Source organism: candidate division KSB1 bacterium (assembly GCA_022562085.1).
In the GTDB taxonomy this organism is placed as follows: domain Bacteria; phylum Zhuqueibacterota; class Zhuqueibacteria; order Oceanimicrobiales; family Oceanimicrobiaceae; genus Oceanimicrobium.
In genome coordinates this window covers 21,445-38,294 of record JADFPY010000010.1, presented here as the reverse complement: position 1 = coordinate 38,294, position 16,850 = coordinate 21,445, and the positions used below count along the sequence as shown (strand labels likewise).

Below are 16,850 nucleotides of genomic sequence, written 5' to 3'. Positions count from 1 at the left end.
TAACTAATTCGATTCGGAAATCCTCAATTACAGGATTAGCCAAAAGTTTTGTACAGGCTTGCCTGGCGATGTTTTCTGCCTCGTCCTCAGGAACGTCTCCGAGCTGCAACTGAATCAACTTCCCCATTCGGACTTCTTCGATTTGATCAATGCCTAAATTTTCCAGTGCGTGATGAATCGTCTTGCCCTGGGGGTCAAGAATACCTTTCTTTAACATAATATGAACTTTAGCAGTCATCATCGCATTCAATCCGGAATAGATACGTCGAGCAATTTTTCATCTTCTTCCTCTCCATGATGATGTACCAAAGAGCGAATCCAAAAATACAAAACAAAACCAAGAGCCATCGGAAAGACCGCTGTTTGTCTAAAAATGACAACGGCGGCAATCGCAAGGAGCATTATAATAAACAGGACTGAATTCTTCTTACCCTCCCGAAACGAAAATTTCGGCATCATTTCATATTCAACGTGGCTTACCATTAGATAACAAAGGAAAAGAACCAAAGGAATTAAAAACGGTGCGAATCGCATTCCTTCCCAAAGATCGTAACTGAAAATCACATAGGCAGCCAGTGTCGCGGCCATTACCGGGACGGGAAGACCTGTAAAGTTTTCTTTCTCAAACCCGTCAAGGTTCGCGTTAAATCTTGATAGCCTGATTGCAGCCAAAAGGAGAGGTAGGAAACTTAAGATAATCCCAAGTGGCCCCAGTTTATAGAAAACGGACTGATAAATTAAAACAGACGGCGCCACACCGAACGATACGACATCGGTGATCGAATCAAATTGAATCCCAAACTCGCTGTACGTATGGGTCATCCTGGCGATTTTCCCATCGATGCCATCCCAGATTCCTGCGATGATAATCAACCAGGCGGCTTGCACAAAATTACCTTTGATTGCAATGACAATCGCAAAAAATCCGAAGAATAAATTAAGCATTGTAAAGAGGCTGGGAACAATATCCCTTTTCCTTTTAATCATGTTTTTATCACTCCTATGATGCTTTGTCCGCCTTTAACTTTTTCTTTTAATTTAACTTTAACATCAACGTTTTTCGGGAAGAAGATATCAACTCTTGAGCCAAATTTAATGATCCCAAACCTTTCTCCCAAATTAACCGTGTTGCCTTCTCTAACATTACAAACAATTCTTCTCGCGATCAAACCGGCAATTTGTTTAAACAAAATATTACACTTTCCATTTTCAATTCCAATAACTGTTTGCTCATTTATTTCTGAGGCATCGCTTTTATAAGCATTTACAAAAGCCCCCTTTTGGTATCTAAAATATTTCACATCTCCGGAAATGGGAATCCGATTGACATGCACATTAAAAACCGATAGAAATATGCTGACTCGTGTGCACTTTTCATGCAAAAACTCATCCTCATACTGTTCCCGAATATCAACCACTTTCCCATCTGCGGGCGATAAAATATTGTCGGCGCCCTCCGGTATGTCCCGCTCCGGATCGCGGAAAAAATATATGACCAAAACGGTCAATAGAACACTTACTCCCGTAATAATCTTAAGATATAAATGCCCGGTGACCAGGGAACCTGCAATTAAGATTCCGCTAAACAAGACCATACCGACTACGATTCCCAAACCTTCTTTGTTCAACTTACTTTCCCTTCAAGTGAGCAGTTAACCCGCCTTTAAAACGCGCTTTAAAACTTCTTGATAAGCTTCTTCAACTTTTCCCAGATCTTGTCTGAATCTATCTTTGTCCAATTTTTCGTTGGTCTCAATATCCCAGAACCGGCATGTGTCCGGCGAAATCTCATCTCCAAGGCAAATTTTGCCATTCTTATACCGACCATATTCCAATTTGAAATCAACCAGCAGCATATTCCTTCTGTAAAAAAACGATTTGAGGACTGCATTTATTTTCTTGGTCAAGCGTTGAATCTGTTTTAATTCTTCAGCATCCGCATGGCCAAATGATAGAATATGATCTTCATTTATCATGGGATCGTGCTTGGCGTCATCCTTAAGATAGTATTCTAAAATGGGTTGTTCCAGCTCTTTTCCTTCCTCGACCCCGTAACGCTTAACGAGACTCCCCGTGGCGATATTTCGCATAACCACTTCTATGGGTATCATTTCGAGTTTTTTGATAAACATGGCCCTGTCAGAAAATGCTTTCACGAAATGGGTCGGAACATGATAACTTTCCAGATAAGTGAACAGATGGCCGGAAACCTGGTTGTTGACAATCCCCTTGGACTTAATCTTGCCTTTCTTAGCGCCATCTCCCGCGGTTGCATCGTCCTTGAACTCCTGGATGTAAATATCCTCGTTGTCGGTCTCATAAACGATTTTAGCTTTTCCTTCGTACAGTTTATTTTTCTTTTTTGCTTCTTTCAATTTTACCTCTCTCCTCGTTTTAAAACGTGTTAATTTAAACCTATTCGTTTAAAAATAAAGTCAACGTTTTTAAGATCCTTCTCTAAGTCAAAACAGGATTCGATTTCAGTTTTATTCAAATGGACGCCGATGCGCTCATCGTCAAGAACCTTTTCTCGAAAATTTCCACCGGACTCCCAAACCTCCATTGCATTTCCTTGCACCAATTGGTAAGCTTCCTCTCTTGTAATCCCCTTCTTGGCTAAGGCCAGAAGAATCGCCTGAGAAAAAATCAAGCCGTTGGTCATGTGCAAATTTTCGAGCATCTTTTCAGGATAGACGACCCAATCGGAAATAACCTTTGTAAAGCGATGCAGCATATAGTCCAGAGCAATGGTGCTGTCCGGAATGATTATCCGTTCCACTGAAGAATGACTGATGTCGCGTTCATGCCAAAGAGCAATATTTTCCAAGGCTGCGTTTGCATTTGCCCTGATCAACCTGGCCAAGCCTGAAATATTCTCGCTGGCCACCGGATTTCTTTTATGCGGCATTGCAGACGATCCTTTTTGGCCCTTTGTAAATGGCTCCTCGGCTTCCAAAATTTCAGTGCGCTGCAAATTTCTAATTTCAGTCGCAAATTTTTCTAAAGAAGCTGCAATAAGAGCAAGCGCTCCCAAAAACTCAGCATGCCGGTCGCGCTGTACAATTTGTGTTGAAACCGGGGCCGGCTTTAAATCTAATTTTGCACAAACATACGACTCAACCCACGGATTGATGTGGGCAAATGTACCCACCGCTCCTGAAATTTTGCCAACTGATATCGTTTCTATTGCGCGCTCCAACCGTTCGATGCCTCGGCCGACTTCATCGTGCCACAAGGCCAATTTTAAGCCAAGCGTGGTCGGTTCGGCATGAATTCCATGCGAGCGGCCAATACAAACGGTCTTCTTAAATTCGACTGCTCGTTCGCCGAGGACCTTTCTCAATCCTTTTAAGCCATCCAAGAGCAGACCGCCGGCCTGCCGCATCAAACTTGCTAACGCCGTGTCCAGCAAGTCAGACGAAGTCATGCCGAGATGAATGTACCGGCTGTCCGGCCCGACATATTCTGCCACATTGGTAAGAAAAGCGATCACATCGTGTTTGACCGTTTCTTCAAGTTCAAGGACTCGAGATCTGTCAAAATTCGCCTTCTCCTTAATATTTGCAACCGCTTCTTTTGGGATTTCTCCTAATTCAGCGAGCGCTTCACAAGCCAGTATTTCAACCTTAAGCCAGGTTGCGAATTTATTCTGGTCGCTCCAGATTTCAGCCATTTCCGGCCGTGAGTATCTTTCAATCAAGACTCAATCCTGTCAATTGACACTTTCTAGTTTCATCGAGATATTCAAAATTCGCTGATCCCGCAAAACTTTAAAGTTTAATTTATCACCACCGCGGAGATCGGAATTTTCAATGACCGACCAAATATCATTTTCATCCTCGATTTTTTTGCCATTTACTTCAAGAATAATGTCACGAACTTGAAGGCCGGCCCGGGCTGCTGAACTGTTTCTCTCAACGTCAGTCACAATGACTCCGTTACTGGATCTTAAACGAAAGTATCGAGCTACTATCGGTGAAATATCATCAACCTGGAGACCGGTGCGAAACCGTCTATTCACTTCGCCGTACTCCTTAAGATCCTTGATGACCCGGATTATATGATTACTTGGTAAGGCAAAACCAAGACCGATCGATCCGGTATTGTAATCGCTGCCGGTGTAAATAAAAGTGTTCATACCAATGACTTCACCCAAACTGTTCACAAGCGGCCCACCGCTGTTTCCCTGATTAATCGCTGCATCGGTTTGAATCATATCCTGGTACACCCTGTCGTTACTTTGCCGACCAAAATCTCTATCTACAGCACTAACCACGCCAACAGTCACAGTAGGTTTTGAGTTTATTTCAAAAAGGCCGAAAGGGTTGCCAAGGGCAATCACCCACTCGCCAATAATAACATCTTCTGAATTCCCAAACTGGATATAATTATAATTTTTCCCTTCAATTTTAATCAGGGCGATATCTGTAATGAAATCCGACCCAACGACTTCTGCGTTGTGGGTGGAACCGTCCGATAAAACAACAACGATTTCACTTGCGTTACTGACCACATGTTCGTTGGTTAAAATAAAACCCTCGGCCGAAATCAAAAATCCGGAACCCAGACTCTTTATTGCCTGGCGCGGAATTCTCTCAGGGAAAAAGAAGCGGAGAAAAGGGTCGTCATAGTAGTTAGAACGACGTGCCTGGCGTATTTGGGTAACATTGATGCCGCAAACTGCATCGCTCACCTTTTCCACTGCCCGGGTAATTGCAGTTCTTCGGCTGTTTGAAATTTGATCATTGACCAACTGACCGCTCCGCTGCGAAACCGGTTGCGGAGTCATAGCAGCAAGGTCTGTGGTTGCAGGCTGTTTTTCATCACTTTGGCAAGCCAATAGCAATGAAAGTAGAAAAATCAATAAAAGGTTTTTTTTCATTTTAGTAATCCACTCGAACCAAAAACAAACCATGAGCAGACACCACACTGCCCGCTCTCTTTCTCTCTCCAGAAGCTAACATGTCTTTTATATCCCCAGGGAGCAACTTGCCTCGGCCAACGTCTATCATCGTTCCCACGATAATTCTTATCATGTGGTGAAGAAATCTGTTTGCACTAATTGTAAAAGAAAAATCTTCCTCACTTTCTTGCCACCTCACGCTTTCAACATTACACAGGTAGTGCTTTTCTTCTTCGTTGAGTTTGGCAAAGGCTTCAAAAGAATGCTTGCCGATTAAAAACTCAGAGGCACTGCGAATTTTGCTCAGATCTAATTTGTATTTACAAAACCACGAATATTGCCGGCCAACTGCCAGCATTTTCTTTGCGATAACGTATCGATAGGTTCTTTTTACCGCATCATAACGTGAATGAAACTCTTCGCCTGCCTCTTCGACACTCAGCACTCGAACATCTGCCGGCAGATAACTGTTTACTCCATTTTGAATGGAATCCAACGTGAGCTGGTTTTCAGTTTTGAAATTCGCTACTTGCCCCAAAGCGTGAACACCGGCATCGGTCCGCCCGGACGCGTAAATCGTCGGTAATTCCCGTAACAACTGCTTCAAAGAGCTTTGTAAAACGCCCTGAACTGTTCTGTCTTTCGGTTGAAGTTGCCATCCACAAAAATCCGTGCCGTCATATTCAAGAACCAGTTTTATATTTCTCATGCAGTACTATTTCAAAGCAACAATGCCAAAAAAGGCAAGGCTTGAAAAAGCCAACATGCCAAAATCTCCTCTGCGAAAGCGCAGCCTGCGGAAAGAGGTACGCCCTTCGCCGCCGACATAGTGCCTTGCTTCCATGGCAACGGCTAAGTCTTCTGCGCGGCGAATCGCTGAAATAAACAAAGGTAAGATCATCGGCACAATGTTTTTGACTCTTTGCAGCAAATTGCCCTCGAGTGAAACCCCGCGCGATAATTGCGCATTTTTGATTCTTTCTGCTTCCAGAATAAGTAAAGGCAAAAAACGCAAGGACAATGTCATCATTAAAACAAATTCATGCACGGGAACCTTGAACCGTTTGAGCGGCGAAAACAATTTTTCCAAGCTATCCGTAATCTCGATTGGAGGTGTTGTCATGGTGAGAAAGGCAGCAAAAACGATTAAAAGCCCTAATCGCAGTGAATAAGACAGCCCGTTTACAAACCCTTCTTCGCTTAAACTGAAGCCCAAAACAGGGATTCGGATTAATTCTTTTCCCCCTGTTGTAAACAGGTGAATCAAAAATGTAATCAAAAAAAGCCAAAAAAACGGCTTTAAGTTTTTTAACATCCGGCTCAAGGGTATCCCGGACAAATAAAAGCCTAACACACATATTCCCGCTAAAAGTAAAAACAAAAAAATCTTTTGTGAAAGAAGCAAACAAGTCATAAAAATCAAACTTGCAAAGAGTTTGCTGCGGGGATCGAGACGGTGTAAAAACGAATTTCCTGGAAAATATTGACCGAGCGTTATGTCCTTTAAAGCCATTAAATAGTTCCATTTATCGAATTTATTAATATATAACTATTTTTATAAAAATCAAATAAAAAAACCAGGCCCCAAAAAACCGGATTTCTAACTGAAATTTAATTTTCGCTTGACTTTTAATAAAAATTTTATACTTTGAAAATCGAATCGGAGGGTTCGTCATTCCAACCATTTATTCCACATTAAATCATTTCGCCCACAAACTCGGAAGGAGGAACATGAGCGATTTCAAAAGTATTATCTTGCCCATCCCATCTCACATTTTTGCAACTCACTAAAATTTCAACCTAAACGGATGGAAGGAATATGGCTAAAGAAAAGAAAGGAACTCGTGTAAAGAACGGAAAGGGCGGCTGAATAACCCACTTGTCGGCCGTAAATCCTGCGAAGTTCAATGGAGGCAGAAAATCAAAATTGAAAGATAATGTTAAAGGAGGGTTCGATGCCTGAAAAAAGCAATGTACAGGACTTTCAGCCGTTCATTCCCGCATCAACTTCTTTAAGTGAGATTACCATCAAAGCGGTGATACTTGGGGTTCTGTTGTCGGTCATTCTTGGCGCGGCCAATGCCTACCTCGGTTTATTTGCCGGAATGACTGTTTCGGCTTCAATTCCCGCAGCAGTCATTTCTATGGCGGTATTGAGCTTATTCAAAAAATCCAATATTCTTGAGAATAATATTGTCCAAACTGCTGCGTCCGCCGGTGAAAGTCTGGCGGCCGGAGTCATTTTTACAGTTCCGGCGCTTTTACTAATTGGCGCATGGACAGAATTTAATTATTGGGAAACAACCTTGATAGCCGGATTTGGCGGTCTCCTCGGCGTCATGTTTACCATTCCCCTGCGGCGAGCCCTGATCGTAGATAATCCCCTGAAATTCCCGGAAGGCGTGGCAACGGCCGAGGTCTTGAAGGTAGGGGATGTTGGCGGTGCTGGTGTGAAAGTGGTGGCAACAGCAGGCGCCATAGGAGCGTTGTTCAAATTTGGTGAAACCGGTTTAAGACTATGGGATGGCGCAGTCGAGACGGCGACGGGAGTAGGCAAAACCGTTGCTTATGCGGGTTCTAATCTCTCGCCGGCTCTCGTTGGGGTGGGCTATATTGTCGGCTTGAATATCGCTGTCTTAATCTTTCTCGGCGGGGCTATCAACTGGTACATCTTCATTCCTATTTTGACTGCCATGCAAGGAGGCATACCTGCGGGCGAATCGGCCGTTGATTTGGCAAACACGATGTGGTCAACCCAGACCAGGTATCTCGGCGTTGGCGCGATGATGGTCGGAGGAATCTGGGCATTAATTCGTCTCCGCAAAAGCCTCGTGAGCGGGATTAAATCAGGAATAGAAGCTTACAAACAAAAGAAGAGTGGCGGGACAATCATAAGAACGGAAAGGGACACCCCCATGCAATGGGTTGGCGCAGCAATTCTTTTAGCTGTAATCCCGCTTTTTTTTATTTTTAATTATTTTACCGGTAACATGCTATTGTCGCTTTTTATGGCGACGATTATGCTGATCGCCGGTTTTCTATTTTCTTCAGTTGCCGGATACATGGCCGGTTTGGTGGGTTCTTCCAATAATCCTATTTCGGGCGTAACCATCGCTACTATCTTGACCTCGTCATTATTGCTGTTGGTATGGTTGGGCACAGGCAGCGTCACGGGCCCGGCTTCGGCGATATTTATCGGCGCCGTGGTAGCCTGCGCCGCCGCCATAGCCGGTGATAATCTGCAAGACCTCAAAGCCGGACGCATTCTTGGTGCAACCCCGATTAAGCAGCAAATCATGCAGGTAGTCGGCGTTGCCGCCGCTGCATTCGTCATGGCCCCCATTCTAACGCTTCTTTTGAATGCTTACGGGATTGGCGAACCCACCGCAACGCATCCCGACCCCCTGGCAGCGCCACAGGCAACCCTGATGGCCGCCGTTGCTGCTGGCGTATTTGGCGCGGGTCTGCCTTGGGGAATCGTCTCCTGGGGGATGGCAATAGCTGTGGGGATAATCATTTTAGATCTCTACCTCGAGAAAAGAGGCAGCGCTTTTAGAACTCCGGTTCTGGCAGTAGCAGTGGGGATTTATTTGCCATTTCAGCTTGAAGTTCCAATTCTATTGGGCGGTATTCTGGCATGGACTGCAGAAAGAGCGCTGAGGAAAAATGAAAAGACAGTGCCGGAAGATAAGAAAGAAGCTGCCGCAGAGAAAACCAAATCGGGCCTGCGTAACGGTTTGCTATTTTCGGCCGGCCTCATCACAGGCGAAGCGCTCGTGGGTATTTTGATGGCTATCCCGATCGTAATCTATGAAAGAAATGATGTTTTGGCGTTTTTTGGTGTTCATAGCTGGAATATTATAGGTATTGCGCTTTTAGCAATCGTGATGTTCGGACTTTATAAAACCTCGGTGAATGTCGTTAAACAACAAGAATAGCTAAGTTAAAGTGTTAAAGTCCAAGACTCGCCAGAGTTCTCGGACTACCGCGAATTGTAAAACCTGAACACTTTTAACACTTGAATACTTCTCAAGGTTACATATAAAAATGCCTGAAAAACAAAAACTGCCCCAACGCCCAAAATGGAACCGCAAATGGGAAACAAACGGCAGCGGTTTCACAGTGATTTTAATCCCAAAATTTGGCAATCACATTCTCGGCAAATGGCTGGCGTCCAAAATGGCCACGCCTAATTACCGGTTGAATCTCGATGAAGTGGGCAGTTTTGTCTGGCAACATTGCGACGGCATGAAAAATTTTGAAGAAATCGCGAATAGAATGGCAAAAAAATTCGGATCGAAAGTTGACCCTGTTTATGAGAGACTCACCCTCTTTTTTCAGAGTTTGGAAAAGAGCAAATCGATTACCTGGGTTTAAATGGACAAAACCGTTTTAGAAAAGATTTGTAGGCGAATCGATGAATACCAAGATGAAGCAATCAATCTGGAAAAAGAACTAACAGCCATTCCGGCCCTTGCCCCGGAAAGCGACGGGGACGGCGAACAAAAAAAATCCGAGTTCATTCACTCCTACCTGCAAAACGAGCTTCATTGCCAAGATATCAACTCCTACCATGCCCCGGATGACCGAGTCTCTTCCGGCCACAGACCCAATCTGATTGCGAAATTTAAAGGGAAAAGCAGCCGCGGAACCATCTGGATTATGTCGCACATGGACGTCGTTCCACCTGGCGATCTGAGCAAGTGGAACGGCGATCCCTGGACCACCAAAGTCGAAGATGGTAAAATATTTGGCCGCGGTACCGAAGATAATCAACAGGCTATCGTTTCCTCTTTGTTAACTGTCAAAGCATTTCTTGATGATGACATTGAGCCCGAAAAAGACATCGGCCTCATCTTTGTTGCGGACGAAGAAACCGGCAGTCATTATGGTATTCAGTACCTCTTAAAAAATCATAAAGGCCTGTTCAGAAAAGAGGACTTCTTTCTCATTCCAGACGCCGGAAACGAGGACGGCACTTTAGTTGAAGTTGCCGAAAAGAGCATCGTCTGGTTTAGATTTGAGGTGAAAGGAAAGCAAACTCACGGTTCAACGCCGGAGCTTGGCGTAAACGCTCATAAAGCGGGTGCAAACTTGATTGTGGAGTTAGAAGATCTTTACAAGACTTTCAACGTCTCAGACAAAGTTTTTGATCCGCCAATTAGCACATTTGAGCCGACGAAAAAAGAAGCAAATGTGCCGAATGTAAATACCATCCCCGGCGAGGATATCTTTTACTACGACTGCCGCCTCTTGCCGAATTACGACGTCGATGACTTATGGAAAAATGTTAAAGAAATCTGCAAAAAAGTAGAAGAGAAGCATGGCGTTTCTATTGCAGTGATTTCACCGCAAGAACTTAGAGCCGCCCCTGCGACTCCAGTCGATGCTCCCGTCGTGAAAGCGATACAACGTGCCATTTCCGAAATTCGAGGGGTGGAGACGGAACCAAAGGGAATTGGCGGTGGAACCGTTGCGGCATTTTTTCGTGAGGCAGGCTTTAACTCGGTGGTGTGGGCAACACAAGATGAAACTCTGCATGAGCCTAATGAATACGTCAAAATCGACAACATTTTGGATGACGCTAAAGTCTTTGCTCATGTGGCGCTGCAAAGCTGATTGGAGGATTTGCCAGTCATTCTTGAGATGACTGGCAAATAAAGCAGCTGAAGTTTTAATTAAAGGAGTTTTCGAAATTATTTTCTTTACCTAGGGCGGCCTGGTTTTATGATTTCGTTAGAAAAGTCAACTCGAGCTGTTCTGAGAAATTGTTTCGACTTAAAGCCGAATGAAAGTCTGCTCATTGTAACCGACAAATCATTAGCGGACGTCGGTGAAACGATCTGGAAAACGGCCTTAAGAATATCGAAGAATTCGCTGCTCCTAAAATTTTCAAACGGCACTGACAACCAACTCCCTGAAGCGGTGCAAGGATCATTAGCACAAGCTGACGCCTGCTTCGTCCTCACCTCAAAGCCTCTTGATGAAAAAACTTTTAATAAAGCCCGTCGAAATGGCTCGCGAATTCTCGTTTTGCAAAATGCCACGGGAACGCTAATCGAGCGCACATTTGAAACCAACTACAAGAAAATTAACAATATTAGCCGCAAGATTTCCGATTTGTTCTCAATCGGCAAATCACTGCACTTGCAATCTCCGTCCGGTACTGAAGCCCGGCTCACGATTTCCAGAATGAAAGGTATTGCTGAAACAGGTGTTGTACAGCAAGCAGGTGAATTTGCAAGTCTGCCGGCGGGAGAAGCCTGTGTCATTCTCAACCACAAACATATCAACGGCATGGTGGCAATCGACCGTATCGCAGGTATAAAGAAACTGGCAAATCCCATTACGCTTAATGTCAAAGAGGGGGAAATCACCCAGATAAAAGGTGGTCATGAAGCAGACGAATTACGAAAAGCAATTCGAAAATTTGGACCGGCAGGGAGACAAATTTATGAATTCGGGGTCGGCACAAATCCTGGCGTTAAATTAGGCAATTCCGCACAGGAGGACGAAAAAGCGCTTGGCACCATTCATGTTTCATTCGGCCAGAATAAAACGACTAAAGTACACGGCAAAATGGTTCAAGCCATCAAAGGAATTTTGCTGAAACCGACCCTTAGTGTTGACGGCAAGCTGATTGTTGAGAAAGGGAGAATTGTGGTTTAGGTTGAGGGATTATGTCCAATTAACTTTTTCAAAACACCACAAACCGCAAATAAAAATAAACTACCGGCGCGACTAAAATCTCGCTGTCAAACCGGTCTAAAACCCCACCGTGTCCTGGAATCAGATTAGACGCATCTTTCACTCCGGCGTCTCTTTTAAACAAAGATTCAATTAAGTCGCTCGCCTGCCCAAAGCTGCCGCAAATAACGCCAATCACTAAAGCGTCAACCAAACTGATTTCTGGCAAAAAAGTCAATTGGGAAATGTAGGCTGTCAGCAGCGCGAAAAAAAATCCAAAGGCCGTTCCTTCAACTGTTTTATTAGGGCTAACCCGTTCAAAGAGTTTGTGCTTACCAAATTTGGAACCCAGCATATAAGCCGCCGAGTCGCAGACCCAAACGGTGGCGAAAATTAAGATAACTAAACTGCCACCTAATTTATAGCTAATCGGGTTGGGTACTTCCCGGATTAAAAGTAAAAAACCGAGCGTTAATGCGACAAAATAGATTCCCAGCAGAGTGGCTGCAACATTTAAAATCGCGCTGTCTTTATTTCTAAAAAGTTCGATGATGAGAATTATGAGAAACGATGCAGAAAGTAAGATCCAGAGGTGTTGAAGCTGATTAAAATAAAGTAGTAGGCATAGGCCGGCTCCGGTGGCAATTCCGAGAATCTTCTGAGGCCGGGCATTTTTGTGTACAGCTAAACTGTAAAACTCGTGCATAGCGAGAATGACCACCAAGGTGACAAGGCCTAAAAAGACATAGCCGCCAATCCATGCCGAAATCAGAATGGCCGGTCCAAAGACCAGCGAGACAAGCGTTCGAGCGCCAAGTGTTTCTAATCCCAAACTCCCTCCTTAACTTTTATTTAGGACGCAGAGAACTCGGAGATCACTGAGATAAAACAAGAATTCAGTAATGTCTTTTCTTTGCGGATCTCTGTGGTTCTTTGTGTCTCTGTGTCCATTTTAAGTTTTGAGTGAACCAACCAACTCAGAAATTGAAGTCAGGTTGCGCTTTTCACAATACCCAGCCAATTCCTCCGCGATCCTTTCTCCGGTCGTTGGGTCGATAAAATTTGCCGTGCCAATTTCAATTGCGGTGGCGCCCGTAATCAAAAATTCCAAAGCGTCCTGTGTGTTCATAATTCCGCCGATTCCTATAATCGGAATATTGACATTCTGAGCGACTTCATAAACTTTGGCTAAAGCAACCGGTTTGATGGCCGGCCCGGAGTAACCGGCGGTAATTGTGTTAATTTTCGGACGGCGTGACTCGATGTCTACGGCCATGCCCACCAAAGTGTTAATCAGAGAAACTGCATCTGCTCCGCTTTCGGCTGCAGCCCGGGCGATTTCACTGACGCGCGTTACGTTTGGTGTGAGTTTAATGATCAGCGGACGTTTGGTTGCTTTCCGGATCAGCGCCGTAACCTGGGCAGTTACCTTTGGAACTTGGCTGAATTCCAGGCCGCCCTCTTTCACATTCGGACAGGAAAAATTGAGTTCGTACCCGTCAATTCCTTCCTCACTTTCCAGTCGGTTCACAACGGTGAAGAATTCCTCAGCGGTACTCCCCGCAATGTTGACGATTAGCGAAGTATCTACTGTTTTCAAAAAGGGCAGTTTTTCTTTTACAAAGGCTTCCACTCCGACATTTTGCAAACCGATCGAATTGAGCATGCCGGCTGGGAGCTCGACGATTCGCGGCGGCGGATTGCCGTCTCTGGGCTTCGGACTCACCGACTTGGTAACGATGCCGCCCAACTTGTCCAGATTGACAAGATCTGCGCTTTCTTTGCCGTACCCAAACGTGCCGGAAGCCACCAGTACCGGATTCTTTAGTTTCAACGATCCTATTTGAACCGAAAGGTCAAGCATCGAGCAAAATCTCCGCGGCATTAAAAACAGGTCCGTCAAGACAAGCCAACTTGAACAACCCCTCTCCTGCCTTTCCATTTCTCACCCGCACCGGACATCCGACGCAAATCCCAAATCCGCATCCCATCATGGTTTCGATGGCTACTTCTCCACCAATGCCCCGCTCTTCGGAAATGTTCATCATCGCCTGCAGAAAAGGATTTGGCCCGCAACTGTAAAGGTAAACACCTGCTAATGAAGGCATCTGATTCAGACGTTGTAGTAGAATCTCTGTCACCAAACCGCGTTTCCCGAGACTGCCGTCTTCGGTGGAGAGATAAACTTCAACGCCCAAAGTTCTAAAAGCCTCAACCATTGAAAGTTCATTTTCCGACTTTGCTCCCAGAAATACTTCAACAGATTTTCCCAACTTTTGGGCTTCTTCACACAAAAAAGGGAGGGGAGCTACTCCAAGCCCACCTCCCACAAGGAGCGCGGTCTGCAAATCCGGCGGAATGTCATACCCTCGTCCCAGCGGACCAACGATGTTCACGAAGTCATTTCGTTGATAACGGGACATTATTTCTGTCCCCTTGCCCACGATTTTCCATAAAATCTCGATCCATCCTTCTTTCTCACTTCGCCGGCAAACGCTAAACGGTTTTCTCAAGAACGGCACAAATTCATTGTTTACTTTTATGTTTACAAATTGGCCGGGAACTACATTTTGTGCAACGGCCGGACATGCCATCCGTATTAAATAAATATCCCCAACCAGGTTCTTTACGGACAGAATCGGACATTCAAAAATTCCCTTAGTGTTATAATGCTTTTTACCACGCATTTACTGGACCGGCGGTTTTTTCTTCTCTTCTTTCTTTGACTCGTTAGCCTTGAGCATCTCCTCTAAATCTAATTCTTCTTCCAGGAGTTCCTTTTGTTTCCCCTCTTTAGATGCAGATTCCGAAGGTTCCGGCTGTTTCTGGTCCTTTGAGGTTTCAGGATTTTGCGCAATGTTCACCGCTCTTAGTTTCCTGGCAACAAGCCTTGAAAATTCCGAATTCGGATACTTGCTCTGAATTTCTTCATAAAGCTCGCTGGCTTTTTCCTTGTCCAGGGTAACCTGGTCATGAACCCACCCAAGTGCAAACAAAGCCTTTGGGGCATATTCCGAATCCGGATATTTTGCAATGACCGCTTCATATCCGGAGATTGCATTCTGAACATTTTGCTCGTTAAAAAGGGCTTCCTCGGCTTTACGAAATAATACTGAAGCGCCGTTTGTAGCCGGTTTGAGGGGAAGTCCTAATTTTTTTCTTGCGTCTTGAGACTGATGTGAATCAGGGAATCTTTGCAGCAGAGTATAGAGCAACGAATCTGCTTTGGGTTTATTATGAAATTCATGCTCATAAACAAAAGCGCTTGAATATATCGCCCTTGCGGTTGCCGGGTGGCTCGGAAAGAGCTTATCAATTTCATCATATTCAAATAATGCGGAATCGATTTGATTGAATTGAAAGAGATAGACCTCAGCCAACTGTAACTTATTCGCCACAAGCTCATCGAGACTCTTCCTTTTCTTTTCCTTTTCTGATAGACTATCCCTGGCCGTCAAAGTAGAAACATCGAGTTTGGCTGTTTTTCTTTGTCGCTGCATAAATCGAAGTTCAGGATGTACGCCGTGTTCCAAAAGCAATAACTCGAGTTCGCTCAATTGATAATGTCTTCCGCTGTTCATGGCCAATTGTTCGCCCTGAGACTTTCTAACGAGATTCTTTAGCCTAATCAAATCACTGATATCCTTGGCTTTTTTTGTCGATTCACGAACCAACTCTGATTTTGGATATTCGCCTCTTACTCTGTTGTAAGCGTCAACTGCTTTATTAAAATCAGCCAAATCCTGTTCATAAATTTTCGCCATCCGGTAGTAAGCTGTGGCTGAAACCTCAGTCCTTTTAAATTCCTCAGCGGTTGCCTTATACTCGTCAAGCGCTTGTTTGATCTTTCCGCTATACTCTACATTGGCATCTTTTAATTTATCATACAAGGACAAACCCTCGTGATAAACACAATCGGCGATTTCCAATTTTACCAGTCCGTGCCGTTTTCGATAAGAAACATTTCCCAACAACTGCGAACAAATTCGGGTAGCATTTTTGAAATCCCCGGCCAACTTTAGTGCCCTGCCGAGATTTAATCTTGCATCAAATTTCAAATTTTTGTCTGGGCTGTATTTTGTAGCGTTTTTAAAGCTTGCGATTGCTTCCGAATATTTTTCACTGATAATCTGACATTCGCCCAATTTTAGGTAAGCATTTGTCCTAATTAACTTATCCTTGGCAGCCAGTGCGGCGGTTTCGTACTCTTTCGCTGCTTCCGAAAACTTTCCTTCTTCAAACAAAGACTCTCCCAGCAAATATCTACTTTCATCCCTGATATCACTTTTCAATTTTTGCGAACCAAGCAACTCTTGCAGGTTCAATCTTGCCGCCGGATAATTTTTTAACTTAATGTCAGTTTTCGCTAACCAGATTTTAGCTTTTAAGAAATAGTCGCTCTCAGGAAAATAGGTAATTAGTTCGTGGAATTTTCTCTGAGCCTTTACATTCTCGCCTTTGTAATAAAAGCATTCACCCAAAATTATAAGTGCATCATCAACATATTTGCTATTTGGATAAATCTCTAATATCCTTGATGCTTTTTCAATCGTTTTATCATATTTTTGCAATTCGGCTGATGAAGGCTTTTCACTGAGGCGCTTCTTTCGTTCCTTCTTGGCCTCATTAAATACTTTTTTGGTATTATAAAATGTATTGAAATAGGCGCATGATGAGACAGTGAAACTCAAAACAAGAAGGGAGAAAAGGGCCTTCCAGTGTTCAGGATTTCTTACCATATTCTTAAAACTTCCATTTTTTGAATGATGTAATGTGCGAAAATTCCAACTAAAAATCCAGAAAAAAGTGATGACAACAACATAATCGGCATCAAATAGAGAACTTGGGTACTGCCTACAACCAGAAATGCAGCGAGCAGCAGTTGAACGAAATTATGTGTAAACGCTCCTAAGAGACTAACCCCTAAAACACTGAATGTTTTACTAAAGTTGGTGTACAAAAAGGCCATAACACTTGTGGCGACAACCCCACCACTTAAGGCAAACAAGAAAACAGGATTAAATAAAGTACCTAAAACAAATGCCCCGGTGATTACACGAAGGAGCATGACTAAAAAAGCAGCTCTGAAACCATAACAATATAAAGCAATTATCGTTACCAAATTTGACAAACCGGGTTTTAACCAGGGCAACGGTCTTGGAATTGCGGACTCAAACAAAAACAAAATCAATCCAGTAGCCGCCAAAACCCCCAACCTGGTTACATCTGAAGTTTTTTTCAAGGAAAAGACGCCTTCTTT

Annotated in this window: 17 protein-coding genes; 4 read left to right on the top strand and 13 right to left on the bottom strand. The window is 44.0% G+C overall.

Annotation, left to right across the window (positions count from 1 at the left end; all coding sequences use genetic code 11):
- The 8 genes from purS to IH879_01975 all read right to left on the bottom strand — a co-directional run.
- A partial coding sequence (gene purS, locus IH879_02010) for a phosphoribosylformylglycinamidine synthase subunit PurS (GenBank protein MCH7673711.1) occupies positions 1 to 238 on the bottom strand: 238 nt, incomplete at its 3' end.
- An 8-nt stretch (positions 239 to 246) separates the two neighbouring features.
- On the bottom strand, positions 247 to 987 hold the full coding sequence (gene pssA, locus IH879_02005; protein ID MCH7673710.1) for a CDP-diacylglycerol--serine O-phosphatidyltransferase: 741 nt from the start codon (positions 985 to 987) through the stop codon (positions 247 to 249).
- Positions 984 to 1,628, bottom strand: a complete 645-nt coding sequence (locus IH879_02000) for a phosphatidylserine decarboxylase family protein (GenBank protein ID MCH7673709.1) — start codon at positions 1,626 to 1,628, stop codon at positions 984 to 986. Before IH879_02000 ends, pssA begins: the two co-directional genes overlap by 4 nt.
- Before the next feature lie 24 nt (positions 1,629 to 1,652).
- Positions 1,653 to 2,348, bottom strand: a complete 696-nt coding sequence (locus tag IH879_01995) for a phosphoribosylaminoimidazolesuccinocarboxamide synthase (protein MCH7673708.1) — start codon at positions 2,346 to 2,348, stop codon at positions 1,653 to 1,655.
- 56 nt (positions 2,349 to 2,404) lie between these two features.
- The gene (locus tag IH879_01990; GenBank protein MCH7673707.1) at positions 2,405 to 3,700 is read right to left on the bottom strand and encodes an adenylosuccinate lyase; all 1,296 of its coding nucleotides are present in this window, start codon (positions 3,698 to 3,700) and stop codon (positions 2,405 to 2,407) included.
- 12 nt (positions 3,701 to 3,712) lie between these two features.
- Positions 3,713 to 4,882 carry a trypsin-like peptidase domain-containing protein gene (locus IH879_01985; protein ID MCH7673706.1) on the bottom strand — a complete coding sequence of 390 codons (1,170 nt, stop codon included), beginning with the start codon at positions 4,880 to 4,882 and terminating at the stop codon, positions 3,713 to 3,715.
- A 1-nt stretch (position 4,883) separates the two neighbouring features.
- On the bottom strand, positions 4,884 to 5,612 hold the full coding sequence (gene truA, locus IH879_01980; protein MCH7673705.1) for a tRNA pseudouridine(38-40) synthase TruA: 729 nt from the start codon (positions 5,610 to 5,612) through the stop codon (positions 4,884 to 4,886).
- Positions 5,613 to 5,618: 6 nt separating this feature from the next.
- Positions 5,619 to 6,416: an energy-coupling factor transporter transmembrane protein EcfT gene (locus tag IH879_01975; GenBank protein ID MCH7673704.1), complete on the bottom strand. Its 798-nt coding sequence runs from the start codon at positions 6,414 to 6,416 to the stop codon at positions 5,619 to 5,621.
- A 442-nt stretch (positions 6,417 to 6,858) separates the two neighbouring features.
- Here IH879_01975 and IH879_01970 point away from each other — a divergent pair, with 442 nt between their 5' ends.
- The 4 genes from IH879_01970 to IH879_01955 all read left to right on the top strand — a co-directional run bounded on the left by IH879_01970 (position 6,859) and on the right by IH879_01955 (position 11,572).
- Positions 6,859 to 8,841: an oligopeptide transporter, OPT family gene (locus IH879_01970; protein MCH7673703.1), complete on the top strand. Its 1,983-nt coding sequence runs from the start codon at positions 6,859 to 6,861 to the stop codon at positions 8,839 to 8,841.
- 241 nt (positions 8,842 to 9,082) lie between these two features.
- The gene (locus IH879_01965; protein MCH7673702.1) at positions 9,083 to 9,280 is read left to right on the top strand and encodes a PqqD family protein; all 198 of its coding nucleotides are present in this window, start codon (positions 9,083 to 9,085) and stop codon (positions 9,278 to 9,280) included.
- Positions 9,281 to 10,522, top strand: coding sequence for a M20 family metallo-hydrolase (locus IH879_01960; protein ID MCH7673701.1), 1,242 nt, complete (start codon positions 9,281 to 9,283; stop codon positions 10,520 to 10,522).
- A 108-nt stretch (positions 10,523 to 10,630) separates the two neighbouring features.
- Positions 10,631 to 11,572, top strand: a complete 942-nt coding sequence (locus IH879_01955) for a hypothetical protein (GenBank protein MCH7673700.1) — start codon at positions 10,631 to 10,633, stop codon at positions 11,570 to 11,572.
- Positions 11,573 to 11,600: 28 nt separating this feature from the next.
- Here IH879_01955 and IH879_01950 read toward each other — a convergent pair whose 3' ends face one another.
- From IH879_01950 to IH879_01930, 5 genes are all read right to left on the bottom strand, one after another.
- On the bottom strand, positions 11,601 to 12,422 hold the full coding sequence (locus IH879_01950) for a phosphatidate cytidylyltransferase (protein ID MCH7673699.1): 822 nt from the start codon (positions 12,420 to 12,422) through the stop codon (positions 11,601 to 11,603).
- A gap of 120 nt (positions 12,423 to 12,542) precedes the next feature.
- The gene (locus IH879_01945; GenBank protein MCH7673698.1) at positions 12,543 to 13,454 is read right to left on the bottom strand and encodes a dihydroorotate dehydrogenase; all 912 of its coding nucleotides are present in this window, start codon (positions 13,452 to 13,454) and stop codon (positions 12,543 to 12,545) included.
- The gene (locus IH879_01940; GenBank protein MCH7673697.1) at positions 13,447 to 14,277 is read right to left on the bottom strand and encodes a dihydroorotate dehydrogenase electron transfer subunit; all 831 of its coding nucleotides are present in this window, start codon (positions 14,275 to 14,277) and stop codon (positions 13,447 to 13,449) included. Before IH879_01940 ends, IH879_01945 begins: the two co-directional genes overlap by 8 nt.
- Positions 14,278 to 16,329: a tetratricopeptide repeat protein gene (locus IH879_01935; protein MCH7673696.1), complete on the bottom strand. Its 2,052-nt coding sequence runs from the start codon at positions 16,327 to 16,329 to the stop codon at positions 14,278 to 14,280.
- A complete protein-coding gene (locus IH879_01930; protein MCH7673695.1) occupies positions 16,323 to 16,832 on the bottom strand; it encodes a Gx transporter family protein in 510 nt (169 codons plus the stop codon). The genes IH879_01935 and IH879_01930 overlap by 7 nt, the downstream gene beginning before the upstream one ends.
- Positions 16,833 to 16,850 lie beyond the last annotated feature (18 nt).